Raw genomic sequence first — 16,949 nt, 5'->3', positions numbered from 1 at the left:
CGTCCCGATGGGTAGGTGGAGAAAAAAACGCTTCTTTTTTGTTCTTTTTTTTTGGTTTTTTTTTTTGGCGGCCCCCCCCCCCCCCCCCTCCCCCTTCCCCTGTTTTTTCCCCCCCCCCCCCCCCCCCCCCCCCCCCCCCCCCCCCGGGCCGCGGCAGAAGTCATTGCTTGCGGGCGACTCCGCCCAGCGTCAGGAAGTTCAGTTCGGACAGCGGGTGCAGACGCGGGCCGTCCGGCCACCATTCGTGCAGGTAGACCAGCCCCGGGCGGAGCAGCTCCGTGCCGTCGAAGAATCCCGTGATCTCCTCGCGGGTGCGGTGGACGCTGCCCAGCCCGGTGCCCTGGAAGCTCGTCTCCAGCAGCCGCGCGAGCTCCTGGCGCGGCGAGTCCTCTTCCGGGTCGAAGTGGTGCGTGAGCAGCAGGTACGACCCGGGCGCGAGCGCGTCGACGTACTCCGCGACGATCCGCTTCGCCCGGTCGTAGTCGTCGATGTGGTGGACGATCGACGTCAGCATCAGCGCGACCGGCCGCGAAAAGTCCAGGTACTCCTTGACGACCTCGTCGGCCAGCGTCTCGGCGGGCCGGGTCAGGTCCGCGCCGGTCACGTGGGTCAGGTAGTTCTCCTCGAGCAGCGCCCGCCCGTGCACCTGCACCACCGGGTCGTTGTCGACGTAGACCACCTGCGCGTCCGGGTTGTACCGCTGGGCCACCTGGTGGGTGTTCTCCGCGGTCGGCATGCCAGAGCCGAGGTCGAGGAACTGGTCGATGCCGCGTTTCCCGGCGAGAAACCGCACCGAGCGCACCAGCCACTCACGGTGTTCCCTCGCCATCGCCTGCGCGCCCGGCGCGATCGCCAGCAGCCGCCGCATCGCTTCGCGGTCGACCTCGTAGTGGTCGTGCCCGCCCAGGAGCGCGTCGGACAACCTCGCCAGGCTCGCCTTGCTGAAATCGAGGGAAGCGGCGCCTCCCCCGGTTCCGGACCGCAGGTCGCCAGGCGTCATCGGCTGCTCTCCCACTCGTCGTGGCCGGCGAGCTCCTGCCCGGGCTCGCCCGCCTTGTCCGGCAACGGACAGTGCTCAGACTACGACATGGCGTTCACCAAGTGAACCGGGCCGAAGGGCCTTCCCTGCCAGGGCGTATTACCCGATCACCACCTCGTGCCAGGTCGTTGCGCCATCCGTGGTCCGATACAGTGCGGAGCCACCGTCCGCATCCGGCTGCCCGTCGACGACCACCCCGGTGCCCCGGCCCGGGAAGTCCAGATCGGTCAGCCCGAGGCCGCGTTCGGAGAGCACGGTCGTCTTCCACGTGCGGCCGCCGTCGGCCGTGCTGTGCAGGAACCCGGTGCCGCCGCCGATCGCCGCGACCGTCGCGGACGTCGGCGAGGCCGCGCCGAAGCCCTGGGTGATCCCGAGGAACGGCGCGGCGTCACTCCCGCTGAACACCCCGCCGAGCGACGGCGCGTGCCGCAGCCGGCGCTCGGTCGAACCGGGCTGCGGCGAACCGGGGCTGCTGCTGCACAACGCCACGACCTGCCGGTCCCGCACACCGGCGAGCGACGCGACCGACCCCGCCGGGCACGGCGGATCGGCGCGGGTGAAGCGGACGCCGTCCCGCGAGGTCCAGTACTCCTCGGTCGTGTAGTCCGCGCCGAGCGCGACCTGCAGGCCACCGCCGACGGCCAGGTCGCCGTAGGTGATGCCGCCGGTGACGGCGAACCCGGGCACCGGGACCAGCACCGGCGAGCCGGCGGCCGAGGAGTAGAGCCGCGTCGAGCCGCGGCCTTCGCCGTAGGTCGTGACCACGGCGAAGACGCGGCCGCCGGTTTCGGTGATCTTCGAGAGGTAGAACGGTTCCCGCGCGCCGACCAGCCCGACCGGGTGCCAGCTCGCGCCGCCGTCGCGGGTCGTGCGGACGTGCACGCCGTCATCGACGTATGCGACCCGGTCGCTGACGAACGTGAGCGCGACGTGGTTGTGGTTGTCCGGCAAGGGCATCGGCGGCGCGCCGAGCCGCCGCCAGTGCCGCCCGCCGTCGCTGGTGCCGGCCAACGCGGGACACCACGACTTCCCGCACGGCGCGTACCCCAGGACGTAGCCGGTGCCGGCGCTGGTCCAGCTCGTCGAGGCGGGCCGGAACCCGGCCGGCACCAGGGTTTCCGCCGCCGCGGGCGAGGCGAAGAAGGCCAGGAGAGCGAGGACGGACACCAGCAGCGCCGAGCGCCGGGGACTTGTCATGATCACGTGGACGTCCCGCACGGGGCGGGGTTGCCCGCCCGGCAAGAGGTTCCACCGCGCGGCCCAGCGCGGGCTCAGGTCAGGTTCTCGGCGAATCCGGCCACCAGCCTGAGCAGGTCGGCACCGGCGGCGAGGTCGCCGAGCACGATCACCTTCATCGTCGCGCGTTCCCCGTCGTAGATCGTCTCGACGCGCAAAGCCCGCTCACCCCCGTCCGCCGACGCGACGACGGTGGCCGCGAGCCGGTCGGCCGTCGCCCGGTCGATGCCGCTGAGCTCAGCGACACCAGACAGCTCGGCGGCCGGCCGCGGCTCCGCCATCGGCAGCCCGGTGAACGCCTCGAGGTCGTCCGCCGCGATCCGGTACTGCTTGCCGATCCGGACCGCCCTCAGCCGCCCGTCGCGCACGTAGTTCCGGACCGTCCGGACGTGCAGGCCGAGCCGCTCGGCGACCTGCTCGGCGGAGAAGACCTCCCGCGGCATAACCCTCCCCAAACTACCTCATCGGGACCACTGGCAAGGAAGTTTACGGAATACGCGGTTCGCTCACCCGGGTGACGGGTATTCCCCGGTGCCACCGTACGCCCATGTCCGTCCACATCGGACTCCTCGAAAGGACGGCGACGACGATGCCGTATCCCCCTCCGCCCGAGCAGCCGTACGAACCGCCGCACGAACCGCGGTACGAGCCCGCCACGACCGAAGAAGTCGTGGAGCGCACGCCCGCACGCCTGCGGATCGTCCGCACGGTCAACGCCCTGATCCACCTCGTGTGCGCGGTGTTCGCGCTGGTGCTCGCCGTGCACATCGTGCTGGTGTTCGGCGAGGCCAACGCGGCGAACGGCTTCGCGCACCTGATCTCCGAATGGTCGGCCAGCGTCTCGCTCGGGCTGCGCGACCTCTTCACCCCGGACTCCGAGAAGTTCCGGGTGTTCTGCAACGACGGCCTGGCCGCGGTCATCTGGCTGGTCATCGGCGCCGTGCTGACCGACGTCATCACGCGCATCGGCGCGCCCGGACCCAGGCGGGTCTGGTACCGCCGCCGCAGCTACCGCTGACCGAAAAGCCACAAAAAGGCACAAAAAGAGCGCCTCCCCGGCCCGGGGAGGCGCTTTTTCACGTCCGGCCGGATCAGCGCTGGGGCTGCTCGGTGCCGGGTTGAACGGGCTCCGGGCGGGGCTCGGGCCGGGTCTGGTCGGCCGTCTCGACGCCCCGGGGTTCGGGAACACCCTCGGCGGCGGCCGTCGCGTCGAAGTGCTCACGGCACCACCGGCCGTAGCGCCTTGCCTGCACAGTCATCGCGTCCACCTCCTCTCCGCGGGCGATCCAGGTCACACCCTCAGCGTCCTCCACCGGGGTGCCGAACACCAACAAATTTAAGCCGGACTTAAGGACACGTCCGGGTGACTGTCCACAGAGGACGTCCGTCAGCCGGCGAACTCGCGCACGACCGTGCGGCAGAACGCCGGCAGGTCGTCCGGGTTGCGGCTGGAGACCAGGCCGTTGTCCACGACAACCTCTTGGTCGACGACCGTGCCGCCGGCGTTACGGATGTCGGTCCGGATGCTCGGGTACGACGTCAGTGTGCGGCCACGCACGACATCCGCTTCGACGAGCGTCCACGGACCGTGGCAGATCACCCCGACCGGCTTGCCCGCCCGCACGAAGTCGCCGACGAACTTGACCGCGTCCGGGTTCGTGCGCAGGTTGTCCGGGTTCATCGTGCCGCCGGGCAGCAGCAGCGCGTCGAAGTCGCCGATGCCGACGTCGGCCACCTTCCGGTCGACCGGGAACCGGTCGCCCTTGTCGATGTCGCCGTTCATCGCCTGGATCTCGCCGGTGTCGAGGGAGACGAGCTCGACCGTCGCGCCCTCGTCGAGGACGGCCTGGCGCGGCTGCTCCAACTCGACCTGCTCGACGCCGTCCGCGGCCAGGATCGCGACACGACGACCCTGCAGTGCGTTGGCCATGGAAACTCCTCCGTCTGGGAAAATGCGCGTGCACGAGGGGAGTTACCCCTTCGGGGGGCAACCAAACTCGCTCCATTGAGGACAGACGAGTCAGTCCGCGCACTCCACCGCGAGCACGGCGATGTCGTCGTGGGCGGAGCTGCCGAGCCAGTCGCGCACGGCCTGCCGCAGCCGCCGCACGACCTCCCGGGCGGGCTGGCCCGCCGCGGCCGTCAGCACCGCGCGCAGCCGGTCGTCGCCGAAGAGCTCCGCCTGGTCGTGCCGGTTGCGGGCCTCGGTGATGCCGTCGGTGTAGAGCAGGCACATGTCGCCGGGCCCCAGCCGCACCTGCGCCTCGGCGAAGCGCGCCTGCGGCGAGATCCCGACCAGCGTGCCCGGGACGGTGACCTCTTCGACGGTCCCCGCCCGGCGGACGATCAGCGGCGCCGGGTGCCCGCCGGAAGCCAGCGTCAGGTCGACGCCGCCGTCGACCGGCTTGGCCGTGCCGAGCACCAGCGTGGCGAACCGGCTGCTGCCGCCGGCGATGAGGAGCTCGTTGAGCAGCCGCAGCAACGTCCGGCCGTCGCGCTCGACCATCGCGAGCGCGGTCAGCGCGTGCCGGACCCGGCCGGTCAGCGCCGCGGCCTCGGGGCCCTTGCCGCAGATGTCACCGAGCACGAGGAACGCGCTGCCGTCGTCGTGGGCGAGAACGTCGAAGAAGTCGCCGCCGACCGCGAGCACCCCGCCGGCCGGCTCGTACCAGGTCTCGAAGCGGGCGCCGTCGAGCTCGGGCGGGTCGACCGGGCGCAGGGTGGTCTCGAGCCCGCGGGTCGCCTCTTCCTGACGGGCGTAACGCTGGGCGTTGGCCAGCGCCGTCCCGGCGGCCAGGGCGAACTGCGCCTCGGCGCGGGCCTGCTCGGCGCCGAACTCCGGGTCCGCGCGGCGGCCCAGCAGCAGGGCGCCGGCGCCCGCGCTCTGGCCCAGGGAGACCACGGTCACCTCGGCGTGCCCGGCGAACCGGTCGGCGACCATCGAGGGCAGCGTGGCGACCTCGGCGGCCGGGACGGCGGCGGACTCCGGCTTGCCGGTGGCCGCGAACGTCGCCGCCAGCACCGGCGCGACCTGGGCGGGGACCCGGCGGATCCGCCCGTGCCCCGGCGCGGCCGGGCGCTCGCTGCTCCACCACTCCCACCGGCCGCGGGTGGTCGGCAGCAGCACAAAAACGGTGTCGGCGAGCGCGGACGCGGCCAGCTCGGCGATCACGCGCGCGGTGCCGTGACGCCCGCGCGCGGCGGCCAGCCGGGGACCGGCCTCGGCCAGGAAGTCGCCCACGTGCCGCTGCGGGACGTCCTCGGCGGGGACGGTCCAGGCGTGCCAGCCGCCGGGCAGCGCGCGGACCCGCGCGGGGCGGCGCCGACCACTCACTTCGACGTGCCCGGAGGTCTCGGCGACCGGGTGCAGACGCGGCTCGACACCGCCGGTCAGCGTGTGCGCGGCGGGGTTCGCCCAGCGCAGCACACCCTCGGCGTCCTGCAGGAACACGGCGTCACGGACGTCTTCGAGGACCGCCCGCCCGAAGGCGTCGAAGCCTGGCGGCGCGTCACCGGCCGTCATCGGTGGCAGGGCTGCCGACGCCGGGGCCGGACGTGACACCATGCACGGACCTCCTGCCTCCGGACTGCTATCGCACGGCTACCGCGTGAGCGGGCGGACTGGCTCGAAGTGTAGGGCGAATCATGACACGCTGGTTCGAGGACCATGGCTGGCGCATGCGTGGTGGAGAGGGTCGGCACACATGACAACGGAATCCCAGAGCGAAGCGGCCGCGCTGGAACGGCTGCTCGTCGCGGTGCGGGATCTCGGGGACGGCAACTTCCGCCGGCGGCTCGTGCCGCACGGCGACGGCATCTCGGCCCAGCTCGCGGTCGCGTTCAACGACATCGCCGAACGCAACCAGCGGCTGGTCAGCGAGCTGCTGCGGGTCCGCGCCGCGGTCGGCCAGGACGGCAGGCTCAGCGAGCGCGTGGAGGCGGAGGTCGGCCCGGGCGGCTGGACCACCGCCGTCGACAGTGTGAACGGCTTGGTCGAGGACCTCACGCGCCCCACGATCGAGCTGGACCGCGTGCTCGGCGCCGTCGCGGAGGGTGACCTCGGCCAGCCGATGGCCATGACCCTCGACGGCCGGCCGCTGCAGGGCGCGTACGCGGCCCTGGCGAAGACGGTCAACGGCCTCATCGCGCAGCTGTCGCGCTTCGCCGCCGAAGTGACGAGGCTCTCCGGCGAGATCGCGGGTGAGGGACGTCTCGGCGGCCAGGCGGTCGTCCCGGGCGTGTCCGGCACCTGGCGCGACCTGACCGACTCGGTCAACGGCATGGCCGACAACCTGACCGACCAGGTCCGCAACATCGCCCAGGTCACCACGGCGGTCGCGCGCGGCGACCTGACCCAGAAGATCACCGTCGACGCCCGCGGCGAGATCCTCGAGCTCAAGAACACCATCAACACCATGGTGGACCAGCTCTCCTCGTTCGCCGACGAGGTCACCCGCGTTTCCCGCGAGGTGGGCTCCGACGGCAAGCTGGGCGGCCAGGCGCAGGTCGCCGGCGTCGCCGGGACCTGGCGCGACCTCACCGACTCGGTCAACCAGATGGCCGACAACCTGACCGACCAGGTCCGCGGGATCTCGCTGGTGGCGACCGCGGTGGCCAACGGCGACCTGACGAAGAAGATCGACGTCGACGCGCGCGGCGAGATCCTCCAGCTGAAGAACACGCTCAACACGATGGTCGACCAGCTCTCCGCGTTCGCCGGCGAAGTCACGCGCGTGGCGCGGGAGGTCGGCTCCGAGGGCAAGCTCGGCGGGCAGGCCGAGGTGGCCGGCGCGGCCGGGACGTGGCGCAGCCTCACCGACTCGGTCAACGGCATGGCCGACAACCTGACCGACCAGGTCCGCAACATCTCGCACGTGACCACGGCCGTGGCGAAGGGCGACCTGACCCAGAAGATCACCGTCGACGCCCGGGGCGAGATCCTCGAGCTCAAGACGACCATGAACACCATGGTGGACCAGCTGTCCGCCTTCGCGGACGAAGTCACCCGGGTGGCCCGCGAGGTGGGCACCGAGGGTCAGCTGGGCGGGCAGGCGCAGGTCCCCGGCGTCGCCGGCACCTGGCGCGACCTCACCGGCTCGGTGAACTTCATGGCGAACAACCTGACCACCCAGGTCCGCAACATCGCCCAGGTCGCGACGGCCGTCGCGCGCGGCGACCTGACGCAGAAGATCGCGGTCGACGCGCGCGGCGAGATCCTCGAGCTCAAGACCACGCTGAACACGATGGTGGATCAGCTGTCCGCGTTCGCGGACGAAGTCACCCGAGTGGCCCGCGAGGTCGGCACCGAAGGCAGGCTCGGCGGTCAGGCCACGGTGCCCGGCGTCGCCGGGACGTGGAAGGACCTCACCGACAACGTCAACTTCATGGCGAACAACCTGACCGACCAGGTCCGGAACATCGCCACGGTGACGTCGGCGGTCGCGAAGGGCGACCTGACGCAGAAGATCTCGGTCGACGCGCGCGGCGAGATCCTCGAGCTCAAGACCACGCTGAACACAATGGTGGATCAGCTGTCCGCGTTCGCGGACGAAGTCACCCGAGTGGCCCGCGAGGTCGGCACCGAAGGCAAGCTCGGCGGCCAGGCCACCGTCCGCGGCGTCGCGGGCACGTGGAAGGACCTGACCGACAACGTCAACGTCATGGCCACGAACCTGACCGACCAGGTGCGCAGCATCGCCACCGTGGCGGCCGGCGTGGCCAACGGCGACCTGTCGAAGAAGATCTCGATCGTCGCCCAGGGTGAGGTCGCGGCGCTGGCCGAGACGCTCAACGGCATGGTCGAGACGCTGCGCGCGTTCGCCGACGAGGTCACCCGCGTCTCGCGCGAGGTCGGCACCGAAGGCATCCTCGGCGGCCAGGCCCGCGTCCCCGGCGTCGCCGGGACCTGGAAGGACCTGACCGAGAACGTCAACTTCATGGCGCACAACCTGACCAGCCAGGTCCGGAACATCTCGCAGGTGACCACCGCGGTCGCGCGGGGCGACCTGACGAAGAAGATCGACGTCGACGCCCGCGGCGAGATCCTCGAGCTCAAGACGACCATGAACACGATGGTCGACCAGCTCTCGGCGTTCGCCTCGGAGGTCACGCGCGTGGCGCGCGAGGTCGGCACCGAGGGCAAGCTGGGCGGCCAGGCCGAGGTCGACGGCGTGTCCGGCACCTGGCAGCGGCTCACCGAGAGCGTGAACCAGCTGGCCGGGAACCTGACCACGCAGGTCCGCGCGATCGCGCAGGTGGCGACGGCGGTGACGGCCGGCGACCTGACCCGGCACATCGCGGTCGACGCGTCCGGTGAGGTGTCCGACCTCAAGGACAACATCAACCAGATGATCGCGAACCTCAAGGAGACGACGAGGACCAACCGCGAGCAGGACTGGCTGAAGACGAACCTCGCGCAGCTGTCGGGCCGGATGCAGGGGCACCGCGACCTCGCGTCGGTGGCGGCGCTGATCCTGTCCGAGCTGGCGCCGCTGGTCCGCGCGCAGCAGGGCGCGTTCTTCCTGGCCCGCGACGACGACCGCGACGGCACGGTGCTGGAGTGCATCGCCGCCTACGGCCTCGCGCAGTCCCGCGCCGGGCTGCGGTTCGCGATCGGCGAGTCGCTGATCGGGCAGGCCGCCGTCGACCAGCGCACGATCCTGGTCCACAACGCGCCGCCGGAGTACGCGCTGATCTCGTCCGGGCTCGGCTCGGCGTCGCCGGTGAACCTGATCGTGCTGCCGGTGCTGTTCCAGGGCGAGGTGCTCGGGGTGCTGGAGCTGGCCTCGGTCAACGAGCTCAGCACGGTGCACCAGGACCTGCTGGAGCAGCTGCGGCACACGATCGGCGTCAACGTCAACACGATCCTGTCGAACTCGCGGACCGAAGCGCTGCTCACCGAGTCGCAGCGGCTGGCGCAGGAGCTGCGGGCCCGGTCCGAGCAGCTGCAGGCCCAGCAGGGCGAGCTGCGGCGGTCCAACACCGAGCTCGCCGAGAAGGCCGCGCTGCTCGCCCAGCAGAACCGCGACATCGAGGTCAAGAACAGCGAGATCGAGCAGGCGCGCCAGGAGCTGGAGGAGCGCGCCGGGCAGCTGACGGTGGCGTCGCAGTACAAGACCGAGTTCATGGCGAACATGTCCCACGAGCTGCGGACGCCGTTGAACAGCGCGTTGATCCTCGCGAAGCTGCTGTCGGAGAACCCCGAGGGCAACCTGACGGAGAAGCAGATCCAGTTCGCGAAGACGATCTACGCGGCCGGATCGGACCTGCAGCAGCTGATCAACGACATCCTCGACCTGGCGAAGGTCGAGGCGGGCCGGCTCGACATGCAGATGTCGGACATCACGCTGCCCGAGCTGGTGGACTACGTCGAGTCCCTGTGCCGGCCGCTGACCGCGGACAAGGGGCTGGAGTTCGCGGTCCACATCGACCCGCCGGTGCCCGGGAGCGTCCACACCGACGAGCACCGGCTGCAGCAGATCCTCCGCAACCTGCTGTCCAACGCGGCGAAGTTCACCGACGAGGGCGGCGTCCGGCTCCACATCCGGGCCGCGGACCCGGCGGAGGTGGAGCAGGAGGCGCTGCGGAACGCGCCCGGCATCGTCGCGTTCGCCGTCGAGGACACCGGGATCGGCATCCCGGAGGAGAAGCTGGCGGTCATCTTCGAGGCGTTCCGCCAGGCGGACGGCACAACGAGCCGCAAGTACGGCGGCACCGGCCTGGGGCTGAACATCAGCCAGCAGCTGACCGAGCTCCTCGGGGGCGAGCTCCGCGTGGTCAGCGAACCGGGCGTCGGATCGACGTTCACGCTGTACCTCCCGGTGGCGGCGGCCAACCTGGTCGACCCGGCGGTGACGGCGCTGTCGTCCCCTCGCCTGCCCCCGGTGCCCAGCACCCTCCTGGTGGCGGCCCCCGACATCGCCCCGAAGCGCTTCCACGGCGAGAAGGTCCTGATCGTCGACGACGACCTCCGCAACGTGTTCGCGCTGGCGGCGGTCCTGGAGCAGGCAGGCCTGGAGGTGGTCTACGCGGAGACGGGCGTCGACGGCATCCGGGCCCTGGAGCGCCACGAGGACACGGCGCTGGTCCTGATGGACGTGATGATGCCGGAGCTCGACGGCAACGCGACGATCGCGGCCATCCGAGCCGAAGCGGCCAACGCGGACCTGCCGGTGATCGCGGTGACGGCCAAGGCAACACCGGAGGACCGGGCCCGCACGCTGGCCAGCGGCGCGGACGAGTACATCACGAAGCCGGTGGACACGGACAAACTGCTGGACGTGATCGCAGCATCGTTGGAAGCGGACGCTGCGTCGTTTGGAGCGGGTGACGGGAATCGAACCCGCGTAGCTAGTTTGGAAGACTAGGGCTCTACCATTGAGCTACACCCGCGTGCCCCCGTCGGTACCCGGGTGCGTGGTCAGCTTAGCGTGACCCGCTACTCTGATCACACACCCCCCTCAGGGGGTGGGACCGGGATGTGGCGCAGCTTGGTAGCGCATCCGCTTTGGGAGCGGAGGGTCGCAGGTTCAAATCCTGTCATCCCGACGACGAGGGCTGGATCTGCGGATTCAGCCGGACCTGTCTCCGGCGCGATCGGCGCGCCGGAGACAGACTTCGTCGTCCTCGTCGGTGTCTGGTTCCACCCCGGTGACTACGAGTTCGCCAGCTGCCACATCCCGAGCACGTCGTCGTCGAAGTAGGGCGAGATGACCTTGCCGTCACCGCCGGTGCTGATGACGCCGTTGACGTAGCCGAGGCTGCTGCCGCCGCCGTACACCTGCAACCACGGTCCGCCACTGGCCCCGGCCTGGGAAACGCACGGGATCTTGAGCTGGTTGTCCGGCGGGATGAGCCAGCGAGCCGTCGTTCCCGAGCACACCTGCTGCGTGTTGTCCAGCCGGTAGCCCCAGACCGTGCGGTCGGCCTCGAGCGGCTGGTCGACCATGAGCCCGTTCCACGACCCGACGGCGTCACCGACGTTCTGCCCGAACTCGTTGGGTCCGAGCTGGACGATCGCCACGTCCCACGCCGACCAGCCGTGGTCCTGCCAGCCGGACATCGTCACGACGCTCGTCGCCGTAAAACTGCCGAACGGCGGGTCTTCCGTGCCTCCCGGCGTGAATCCGGGATAGAACCTGATGGTGGGATACGGGCCAGTGCCGTCTCCTGGCGAGACGCAGTGGCCTGCGGTGATGATCAGGTCGTGGCGCCGGCCCGTCAGCACGCTTGCCGTGCATTCGGAGGTACCACTGTGAAAAAGCCGCCCGACGGTCGCGTTGGGCGCCGCACCGGCCGCCAAATCCTTACCAGGCAGTGTTCCCGGCAGGAGCGCCTTCGCGTCGGGTACGGATCGAGCGACCGCGCGAACCTGCCGGGCGCCGGTGGCCAGGTCGAAGCTGACCACCGCGCCTGGATCGTATTTCGCCGCGGCGCCGGATGGCGGCGCGGCACACAGCGACCCCGTGAGCAGAAGGGCGGCAGTGAGCGCAGCCACCTTCGCGAGTGATGCGGACATTCTCGTGCCTCCAGTTTCCGCGGGGCTTGGGAACCCCGGGAACTCACTGTGTGTCCGCCCTCGCCTGCTGATCAAGACGTTGCCCGAGAACCTGCACCCAGGTCCGCGTCAACGGGCACCGGCACGGCGGGGCTGAGCAGTCACCGACGACGAGTAGCGGTCGGTGACGCTCGCCGATCGACCGGCTCGGCTCAGGCGACGCAGAACTCGTTGCCCTCCGGGTCCAGCATCATCACGTAGTCGAGGTTCTCCCCGTCCCGCGCCTCACGCACCACCGTCGCCCCGGCGGCCACCAGCTCAGGCACCTTCGCGCCGATCAGGCGTCCCCGCTCCGCCATGTCCCACGGACCCCGGCCGGCGACCCTGATATCCAGGTGCAGGCGGTTCTTCACCGTCTTGCCCGCCGCCTTCACGAATCCGATCGTCGGGCCCACGCCGGACGGGTCGACGATCGAGGCGTTGTCGGGCTTGTCGAATCCCGGCTCCGGCACGTAACCCAGTGCCAGCGCCCAAAAACCTGCCGTGCGCTCGACGTCTTCGGCGTCGCACACCAGCGTCCAGTAGGCAGCCATGGGTCGACCGTACGGGGCTTTGACTCGGCAGACGTCTCCTGAAAAGCCTGATCTTGTTGTATTTTCCCGCCTTCTCCCGACTCATCTCACGGAGAGGTGGTGTCCGATGCCCAGAGCGATCCCCTCGCTCGTCCTCGTCGCCGTGGTGGTCGCGGCCTGTGGACGTGCTCCCGAACCCAGCTCCGCCCCGCTCTCCAGCGCGTTGGCGCTGGTCCCGAGCACCGCGACGACCGCGGAAGCCCCCACGACCACCACCGCCGCCGTCCCGGTTTCGAGCGCCACCGCACCACCGACGCACGCCCCCACTTCGGCTGCGACGACGACCGCGAAGCCGCCGGCAAAGACGACAGCAGCACCGCCACCGCCGAAGCCGCAGCCGCCGGATCGGTGGGTGCTCGGCTCCGGGGACCGGCGCAGCATCGAGCAGATGACCGGGCAGCCCTTCCCCGCCTTCGCCGTCGACGACTTCTACCGCTCGATCTGCCCCGCGCACGACGCCTGCATCAAGAACGCCTTCCGGGTCGACCCCACCCTGGGCCAGGACGACGTCGACTGCCTGGTCGGCGGCAAGGAGATCCCGGACCCGCTCTTCGAAGGAGGCACGGTCACTTGGGTCGTCAACAACCTGTGCGACCCCGCCTGACCGCGCGCCGCCTGGCCGGGCGGCCGGCGCCCGTCGGCAGCGAGGCGCCGTCGCGAGCGCTGAAGGTGTTCAGCTCCATCCTCGCGCCGACCACCGTGCTGACCGCCCTGCTCTTCTACTTCGGGACGCAGCACGCCAACGCCTTCTGCCGGTGGTTCGGCGTCCACTACTCGGTGCTCGGCCTGTCGGTGTCCGACTACCTGATCCGCGCCACCGACGGGATGACCGTGCCCATCACCGCGGTCGCCGCCGTCGGGCTCGCCGCGCTCTGGACGCACCGGTTCCTGGAAGCGCGGCTGTCCCCGAAGGCCTGGCAGACGCTGCTGCGCCGGGCCGTGCCGGTGCTCGCCGTGGCCGGCGTCGCGCTGGTGGGGCTGGGCCTGACCGGCCTCGCCGCGCCGTCCCTGCTGTACCGGTTCCCCGGCCTGCCCGGCCTCTGCATCGCCGTCGGGTTCACGTTCTTCCCGCTGGCCGACCGCCTGCACCAGGCCCGCACCGGCCGCCGCGGCTCCCCGACGGCGGCCGTCGTGCAGTGGACGTTCACCTTCGTGCTCGTCACCGTCGGCTCGTTCTGGGCGGTCACGGACTACTCCGTGGCGGTCGGGGAGCTGCGGGCCTACGAGTACGAGGTGGCGCTGCCGAAGATGGCCGAAACCGCGGTGTTCAGCGGCAAGGACCTCGGCGTCCGGACGCGCGGGGTGCGGATCACCCTGTGCGCGCCGGACGCCCAGTACCGCTTCCGCTACGACGGCCTCGTGCTGGTCCTGCAGGCGGGCGGGACGTCGCTGCTGCTGCCCCGCGAGTGGAACCGCGCCGACGGCACGGCGATCCTGCTCCCGTCCTCGGCCGACGTCCGCCTGGAGTTCGCGCCGAACGGCACGACTCGCGACCACCTCTGCTAGTTCGTCACTTGAACGCCGCCGCGGTGCGCGCCGCCCAGTCGGCGAACGGGCGCGGTGGGCGGCCCAGCACCGCTTCGACGTCGGGACTCACCCGCTGCTCCGCCGCCGTCGGGGTGCCGAGGATGTCCAGCGTCGCGTCCGCGACCTCGGGCGGCATGAAGCCCAGCATGCCCGCACGCGCTTCGTCCCGGGTCAGCGGAACGAACTCGACCGGCTCTCCCACCGCTTCGCCGATGGCCGCCGCTTGCTCGCGCGGAGTCACCGGGGCCGGGCCCGTCAGCTCGTACGTCCGGCCCGCGTGCGAGGCGTCGAGCAACGCCGCGGCCGCCACCGCCGCGATGTCCGCCGGGTCGATCACCGGCAGGGCCACGTCGCCGAACGGAGCGGCGAGCGTCCGGGAGGTCCGCACGCTTTCCGCCCACTGCAACGCGTTCGACGCGAACCCGCCCGGACGCAGGATCGTCCACTGTAGACCCGAGGCGCGCACGGCGTGTTCGAAGAACGCCGGATGCCGTCCGGTTCCGACTCCCTGCGACGACAACAACACGACTCGCGCCCCGGCGGCCTGCTCCAGCACCGGTTCCAAGGGACCTCGGAAGTCGCCCGGCAGCAACAAGAACACCGCCGACGCCCCTTCGAAAGCCGGACGCAACGTCGACGCGTCCGACAGATCCCCCGGCACCGGCCCCCGGCGGGACACGGCCCGCACTTCTTCCCTCGCCGCCGTCAAAGCTTCGACCAGCGGTCGTCCGACGTTTCCCGTCGCTCCAGTCACTACGATCATGCGGACGACGCTACATTCCGACGTATAGTAGGTACCTAGAGGAAAGTATTGGCTGGAGGCCCCGAACGTGACCGGAACCACACCCGAGCTGGCCTGTCCGATCGCCCCGGTGGTCGACATCGTCTTCAGCCGCTGGACCACCCCGATCCTGTGGACGCTCAAGGAGTACGGGCGGCAGCGGTTCGTGGAGCTGGAGCGCCGCATCGCGACGATCAGCCCGAAGGTGCTCACCCAGCGGCTGCGGCAGCTGGAGCGCGACGGCCTCGTCGTGCGCACCTACCACCCCGAGGTCCCGCCGCGGGTCGAGTACGAGATCAGCGAGCTGGGCCGCAGCCTCGGCCCGCTGTTCGCGTCGTTGTCCGAGTGGTCGGGCAACCTCGAGCACGTCGAAGCGGCGCGGCAGGCCTACGACGCACGCAGTTCGCCGAGGCCGGCCGCCGCCCGCCACTAGGGCGAAACGACCAGGTAGTCCAGGTTCGCCGGGCCGTCGGCCGTGGTCGCGGTGACGCGGATCGTGTGGGGACCCGCGCCGAGGCCGAGCGTGCGTGTCACCGTGCTCCACGTCGTCCACGCGCCGGTCGGCGGGAACGGCACCGCCGCGGCGACCACCGTGCCGTCGACCGCGATGTCCACCGGGCGCGCCGCCGCCGTGCCGTTCGCGTAGCCGAACGTCACCGCCGACGCCGGTCCCGGCACCTGCCACTCGACGTAGCTGCCGGAAGCGTTGGCGCCGTTCGCGAAGCCCGTCCCGGAGAAGCCCGCGTGGTTCGAGTCGATCGTGCCGCCGACCGAGAGCGTCGCGGACTCGGCCTCGTACCGCGTCGAGGAGCCGGCTCCGCGGGACACGCGGTACAGCACGGTCGCGTGCGACGGCACCGAAGCGCTGATCGAACCCGAAGTCGTCCGGGTTGCCTTGCTCCACAGGTCTTTCAGCGAGTACGACGACGCGCTGCCGATGCCGGTCGCGGCCGCCGTGGTGCCGATCGTCGCCGTCGAGCCGGTTTCGTTGGACAGCGCCACCGCGCGGTCGCCGTCGGCCAGCACCTTGCTGTAGACGACCACGCCGCCGCTGGAGCTCAGCACGGTCGCCTGCTTGCCCAACGCGTCCTGGTCGAGTGCGATCACGTCGGTGTCCTTCAGGATCGAGAAGCTGTCGTCGGACACCTTCCGCAGGTCACTGCCGATCAGCAGCGGCGCCGCCATCATCGCCCAGAGGCTGAAGTGCGTGCGGTACTCCGCCGCCGTCATGCCGCCGTTGCCGACCTCCAGCATGTCCGGGTCGTTCCAGTGGCCGGGGCCGGCGTACTGCGCGAGACCGCGGTTCGTCTGCGCCTTGCCGATCATGCTCGACCACTTGTCGGAGATGTCCCCGGTGGTGCGCCACAGGTTCCCGACCGGCGCGGCCCACGTCCACGGCTTGTTCTGGCCCCACTCGCAGATCGAGTACGCGATCGGCCGGCCGGACTTCGCGAGCGCGTCCCGCATCGCCTTGTACCGCTGCTGCGCGTCGACACCCTGGTTGTTGCAGTTGTCGTACTTCAGGTAGTCGACGCCCCAGCTCGCGAAGAGGTTCGCGTCGGCCTGCTCGTGGCCGAGCCCGCCGGGAAAGCCCGCGGTGTTGCAGGTCTTCGTGCCGGCGCTGGTGTAGATGCCGAACTTCAGGCCCTTTCCGTGGACGTAGTCGGCGAGCGCCTTGATGCCGTGCGGGAAGCGCGCCGGGTCGGGGACGAGGTTGCCCTTCGAGTCCCGGCTCGGCAGCGCCCAGCAGTCGTCGATGTTGACGTAGGTGTATCCGACGTCTTTGAGCCCCTTGCTCACGAAGATGTCCGCGATGCCTTTGATCATCGCTTCGGTGAAGTCGGCCTTGCACTGCGTGGAGTTCCAGTTGTTGAACCCCATCGGCGGGGTGCGCAGCAGCCCGTTTTCCAGGGCGGACGCGGGGGTCTGGGTCAGGATGGTGCGGCCGGCCGCGAGCGCGAGCGCGGCGGCCGCGACCGCCGTTCGCCGGAGAAAGGACATGCTGGCTCCCTGGTGAAGACATCAGAGGTCTACACCAGTTAGTAAAGAGACCTGCCTAACCCGGAGTCAAGAGATCATGTATCAGATATGAGATTGGGTTGCCGCTGGCCGGGATGTACCGGAGGGCTCCCCCGGTGGGGGGGGGGGGGGGGGGGGGGGGGGGGGGGGGGGGGGGGGGGGGGGGGGGATAGGCAGGCTGGCAGGGGGGGGAGGGGGGAGAGGGAGGAGGGGGAGAGG

The 16,949-nt window shown here is 70.7% G+C and carries 15 protein-coding genes and 2 tRNA genes; 6 read left to right on the top strand and 11 right to left on the bottom strand.

Features of this window, described 5'->3' with window-relative positions:
- Positions 1–160: 160 nt before the first annotated feature.
- The 3 genes from ACZ63E_RS45965 to ACZ63E_RS45955 form a co-directional block, all read right to left on the bottom strand.
- On the bottom strand, positions 161–1,000 hold the full coding sequence (locus ACZ63E_RS45965) for an SAM-dependent methyltransferase (protein WP_465342614.1): 840 nt from the start codon (positions 998–1,000) through the stop codon (positions 161–163).
- A 138-nt stretch (positions 1,001–1,138) separates the two neighbouring features.
- Positions 1,139–2,236, bottom strand: coding sequence for a sialidase family protein (locus ACZ63E_RS45960; RefSeq protein WP_465342613.1), 1,098 nt, complete (start codon positions 2,234–2,236; stop codon positions 1,139–1,141).
- A gap of 74 nt (positions 2,237–2,310) precedes the next feature.
- Positions 2,311–2,718: a helix-turn-helix domain-containing protein gene (locus tag ACZ63E_RS45955; RefSeq protein ID WP_465342612.1), complete on the bottom strand. Its 408-nt coding sequence runs from the start codon at positions 2,716–2,718 to the stop codon at positions 2,311–2,313.
- A gap of 146 nt (positions 2,719–2,864) precedes the next feature.
- Here ACZ63E_RS45955 and ACZ63E_RS45950 point away from each other — a divergent pair, with 146 nt between their 5' ends.
- Positions 2,865–3,293 carry a hypothetical protein gene (locus ACZ63E_RS45950; protein ID WP_465342616.1) on the top strand — a complete coding sequence of 143 codons (429 nt, stop codon included), beginning with the start codon at positions 2,865–2,867 and terminating at the stop codon, positions 3,291–3,293.
- A gap of 73 nt (positions 3,294–3,366) precedes the next feature.
- Here the strand turns inward: ACZ63E_RS45950 and ACZ63E_RS45945 are convergent, their stop codons facing one another.
- The 3 genes from ACZ63E_RS45945 to ACZ63E_RS45935 all read right to left on the bottom strand — a co-directional run bounded on the left by ACZ63E_RS45945 (position 3,367) and on the right by ACZ63E_RS45935 (position 5,840).
- Complete coding sequence (locus ACZ63E_RS45945) at positions 3,367–3,534, bottom strand: hypothetical protein (RefSeq protein WP_465342611.1); 168 nt, start codon at positions 3,532–3,534, stop codon at positions 3,367–3,369.
- A 128-nt stretch (positions 3,535–3,662) separates the two neighbouring features.
- Positions 3,663–4,205: a type 1 glutamine amidotransferase domain-containing protein gene (locus tag ACZ63E_RS45940; RefSeq protein WP_465342610.1), complete on the bottom strand. Its 543-nt coding sequence runs from the start codon at positions 4,203–4,205 to the stop codon at positions 3,663–3,665.
- Positions 4,206–4,295: 90 nt separating this feature from the next.
- Positions 4,296–5,840 (bottom strand): SpoIIE family protein phosphatase, encoded by a 1,545-nt coding sequence (locus ACZ63E_RS45935; protein ID WP_465342609.1) that lies wholly within the window; start codon positions 5,838–5,840, stop codon positions 4,296–4,298.
- Positions 5,841–5,979: 139 nt separating this feature from the next.
- Here ACZ63E_RS45935 and ACZ63E_RS45930 point away from each other — a divergent pair, with 139 nt between their 5' ends.
- A complete protein-coding gene (locus ACZ63E_RS45930; protein WP_465342615.1) occupies positions 5,980–10,641 on the top strand; it encodes a HAMP domain-containing protein in 4,662 nt (1,553 codons plus the stop codon).
- Here the strand turns inward: ACZ63E_RS45930 and ACZ63E_RS45925 are convergent.
- A tRNA-Gly gene (locus ACZ63E_RS45925) sits at positions 10,593–10,666 on the bottom strand. The genes ACZ63E_RS45930 and ACZ63E_RS45925 overlap by 49 nt on opposite strands.
- 82 nt (positions 10,667–10,748) lie before the next feature.
- On the opposite strand from ACZ63E_RS45925, the gene ACZ63E_RS45920 reads away from it, so the two are divergent.
- A tRNA-Pro gene (locus ACZ63E_RS45920) sits at positions 10,749–10,822 on the top strand.
- Between the two features lie 106 nt (positions 10,823–10,928).
- Here ACZ63E_RS45920 and ACZ63E_RS45915 read toward each other — a convergent pair.
- Complete coding sequence (locus tag ACZ63E_RS45915; protein ID WP_465342608.1) at positions 10,929–11,792, bottom strand: trypsin-like serine peptidase; 864 nt, start codon at positions 11,790–11,792, stop codon at positions 10,929–10,931.
- 191 nt (positions 11,793–11,983) lie between these two features.
- The gene (locus ACZ63E_RS45910) at positions 11,984–12,364 is read right to left on the bottom strand and encodes a VOC family protein (RefSeq protein WP_465313220.1); all 381 of its coding nucleotides are present in this window, start codon (positions 12,362–12,364) and stop codon (positions 11,984–11,986) included.
- 106 nt (positions 12,365–12,470) lie between these two features.
- Between ACZ63E_RS45910 and ACZ63E_RS45905 the strand changes: the two genes are divergently transcribed.
- Both ACZ63E_RS45905 and ACZ63E_RS45900 read left to right on the top strand, forming a co-directional pair.
- Positions 12,471–13,007 (top strand): hypothetical protein, encoded by a 537-nt coding sequence (locus tag ACZ63E_RS45905; protein WP_465342607.1) that lies wholly within the window; start codon positions 12,471–12,473, stop codon positions 13,005–13,007.
- Positions 12,992–13,909 carry a hypothetical protein gene (locus ACZ63E_RS45900; protein WP_465342605.1) on the top strand — a complete coding sequence of 306 codons (918 nt, stop codon included), beginning with the start codon at positions 12,992–12,994 and terminating at the stop codon, positions 13,907–13,909. Before ACZ63E_RS45905 ends, ACZ63E_RS45900 begins: the two co-directional genes overlap by 16 nt.
- Before the next feature lie 4 nt (positions 13,910–13,913).
- Here ACZ63E_RS45900 and ACZ63E_RS45895 read toward each other — a convergent pair whose 3' ends face one another.
- On the bottom strand, positions 13,914–14,693 hold the full coding sequence (locus tag ACZ63E_RS45895; RefSeq protein WP_465342604.1) for an NAD(P)H-binding protein: 780 nt from the start codon (positions 14,691–14,693) through the stop codon (positions 13,914–13,916).
- Positions 14,694–14,760: 67 nt separating this feature from the next.
- Here ACZ63E_RS45895 and ACZ63E_RS45890 point away from each other — a divergent pair, with 67 nt between their 5' ends.
- A complete protein-coding gene (locus ACZ63E_RS45890) occupies positions 14,761–15,144 on the top strand; it encodes a winged helix-turn-helix transcriptional regulator (RefSeq protein ID WP_465342603.1) in 384 nt (127 codons plus the stop codon).
- Here the strand turns inward: ACZ63E_RS45890 and ACZ63E_RS45885 are convergent.
- Positions 15,141–16,712: a carbohydrate-binding protein gene (locus tag ACZ63E_RS45885; protein ID WP_465342602.1), complete on the bottom strand. Its 1,572-nt coding sequence runs from the start codon at positions 16,710–16,712 to the stop codon at positions 15,141–15,143. The genes ACZ63E_RS45890 and ACZ63E_RS45885 overlap by 4 nt on opposite strands.
- Positions 16,713–16,949 lie beyond the last annotated feature (237 nt).

The organism is Amycolatopsis sp. NPDC104819, assembly GCF_055583145.1.
The sequence above is the reverse complement of the archived record's forward strand: the minus strand, read 5'-3'. Positions and strand labels throughout refer to the sequence as shown.

Bases quoted from the DNA above. Each gene is read 5' to 3' on its own strand.
- ACZ63E_RS45965 (WP_465342614.1), bottom strand. From the start codon at position 1,000: ATGACGCCTGGCGACCTGCGGTCCGGAACCGGGGGAGGCGCCGCTTCC.
- ACZ63E_RS45960 (WP_465342613.1), bottom strand. From the start codon at position 2,236: ATGACAAGTCCCCGGCGCTCGGCGCTGCTGGTGTCCGTCCTCGCTCTC.
- ACZ63E_RS45955 (WP_465342612.1), bottom strand. From the start codon at position 2,718: ATGCCGCGGGAGGTCTTCTCCGCCGAGCAGGTCGCCGAGCGGCTCGGC.
- ACZ63E_RS45950 (WP_465342616.1), top strand. From the start codon at position 2,865: ATGCCGTATCCCCCTCCGCCCGAGCAGCCGTACGAACCGCCGCACGAA.
- ACZ63E_RS45945 (WP_465342611.1), bottom strand. From the start codon at position 3,534: ATGACTGTGCAGGCAAGGCGCTACGGCCGGTGGTGCCGTGAGCACTTC.
- ACZ63E_RS45940 (WP_465342610.1), bottom strand. From the start codon at position 4,205: ATGGCCAACGCACTGCAGGGTCGTCGTGTCGCGATCCTGGCCGCGGAC.
- ACZ63E_RS45935 (WP_465342609.1), bottom strand. From the start codon at position 5,840: ATGGTGTCACGTCCGGCCCCGGCGTCGGCAGCCCTGCCACCGATGACG.
- ACZ63E_RS45930 (WP_465342615.1), top strand. From the start codon at position 5,980: ATGACAACGGAATCCCAGAGCGAAGCGGCCGCGCTGGAACGGCTGCTC.
- ACZ63E_RS45915 (WP_465342608.1), bottom strand. From the start codon at position 11,792: ATGTCCGCATCACTCGCGAAGGTGGCTGCGCTCACTGCCGCCCTTCTG.
- ACZ63E_RS45910 (WP_465313220.1), bottom strand. From the start codon at position 12,364: ATGGCTGCCTACTGGACGCTGGTGTGCGACGCCGAAGACGTCGAGCGC.
- ACZ63E_RS45905 (WP_465342607.1), top strand. From the start codon at position 12,471: ATGCCCAGAGCGATCCCCTCGCTCGTCCTCGTCGCCGTGGTGGTCGCG.
- ACZ63E_RS45895 (WP_465342604.1), bottom strand. From the start codon at position 14,693: ATGATCGTAGTGACTGGAGCGACGGGAAACGTCGGACGACCGCTGGTC.
- ACZ63E_RS45885 (WP_465342602.1), bottom strand. From the start codon at position 16,712: ATGTCCTTTCTCCGGCGAACGGCGGTCGCGGCCGCCGCGCTCGCGCTC.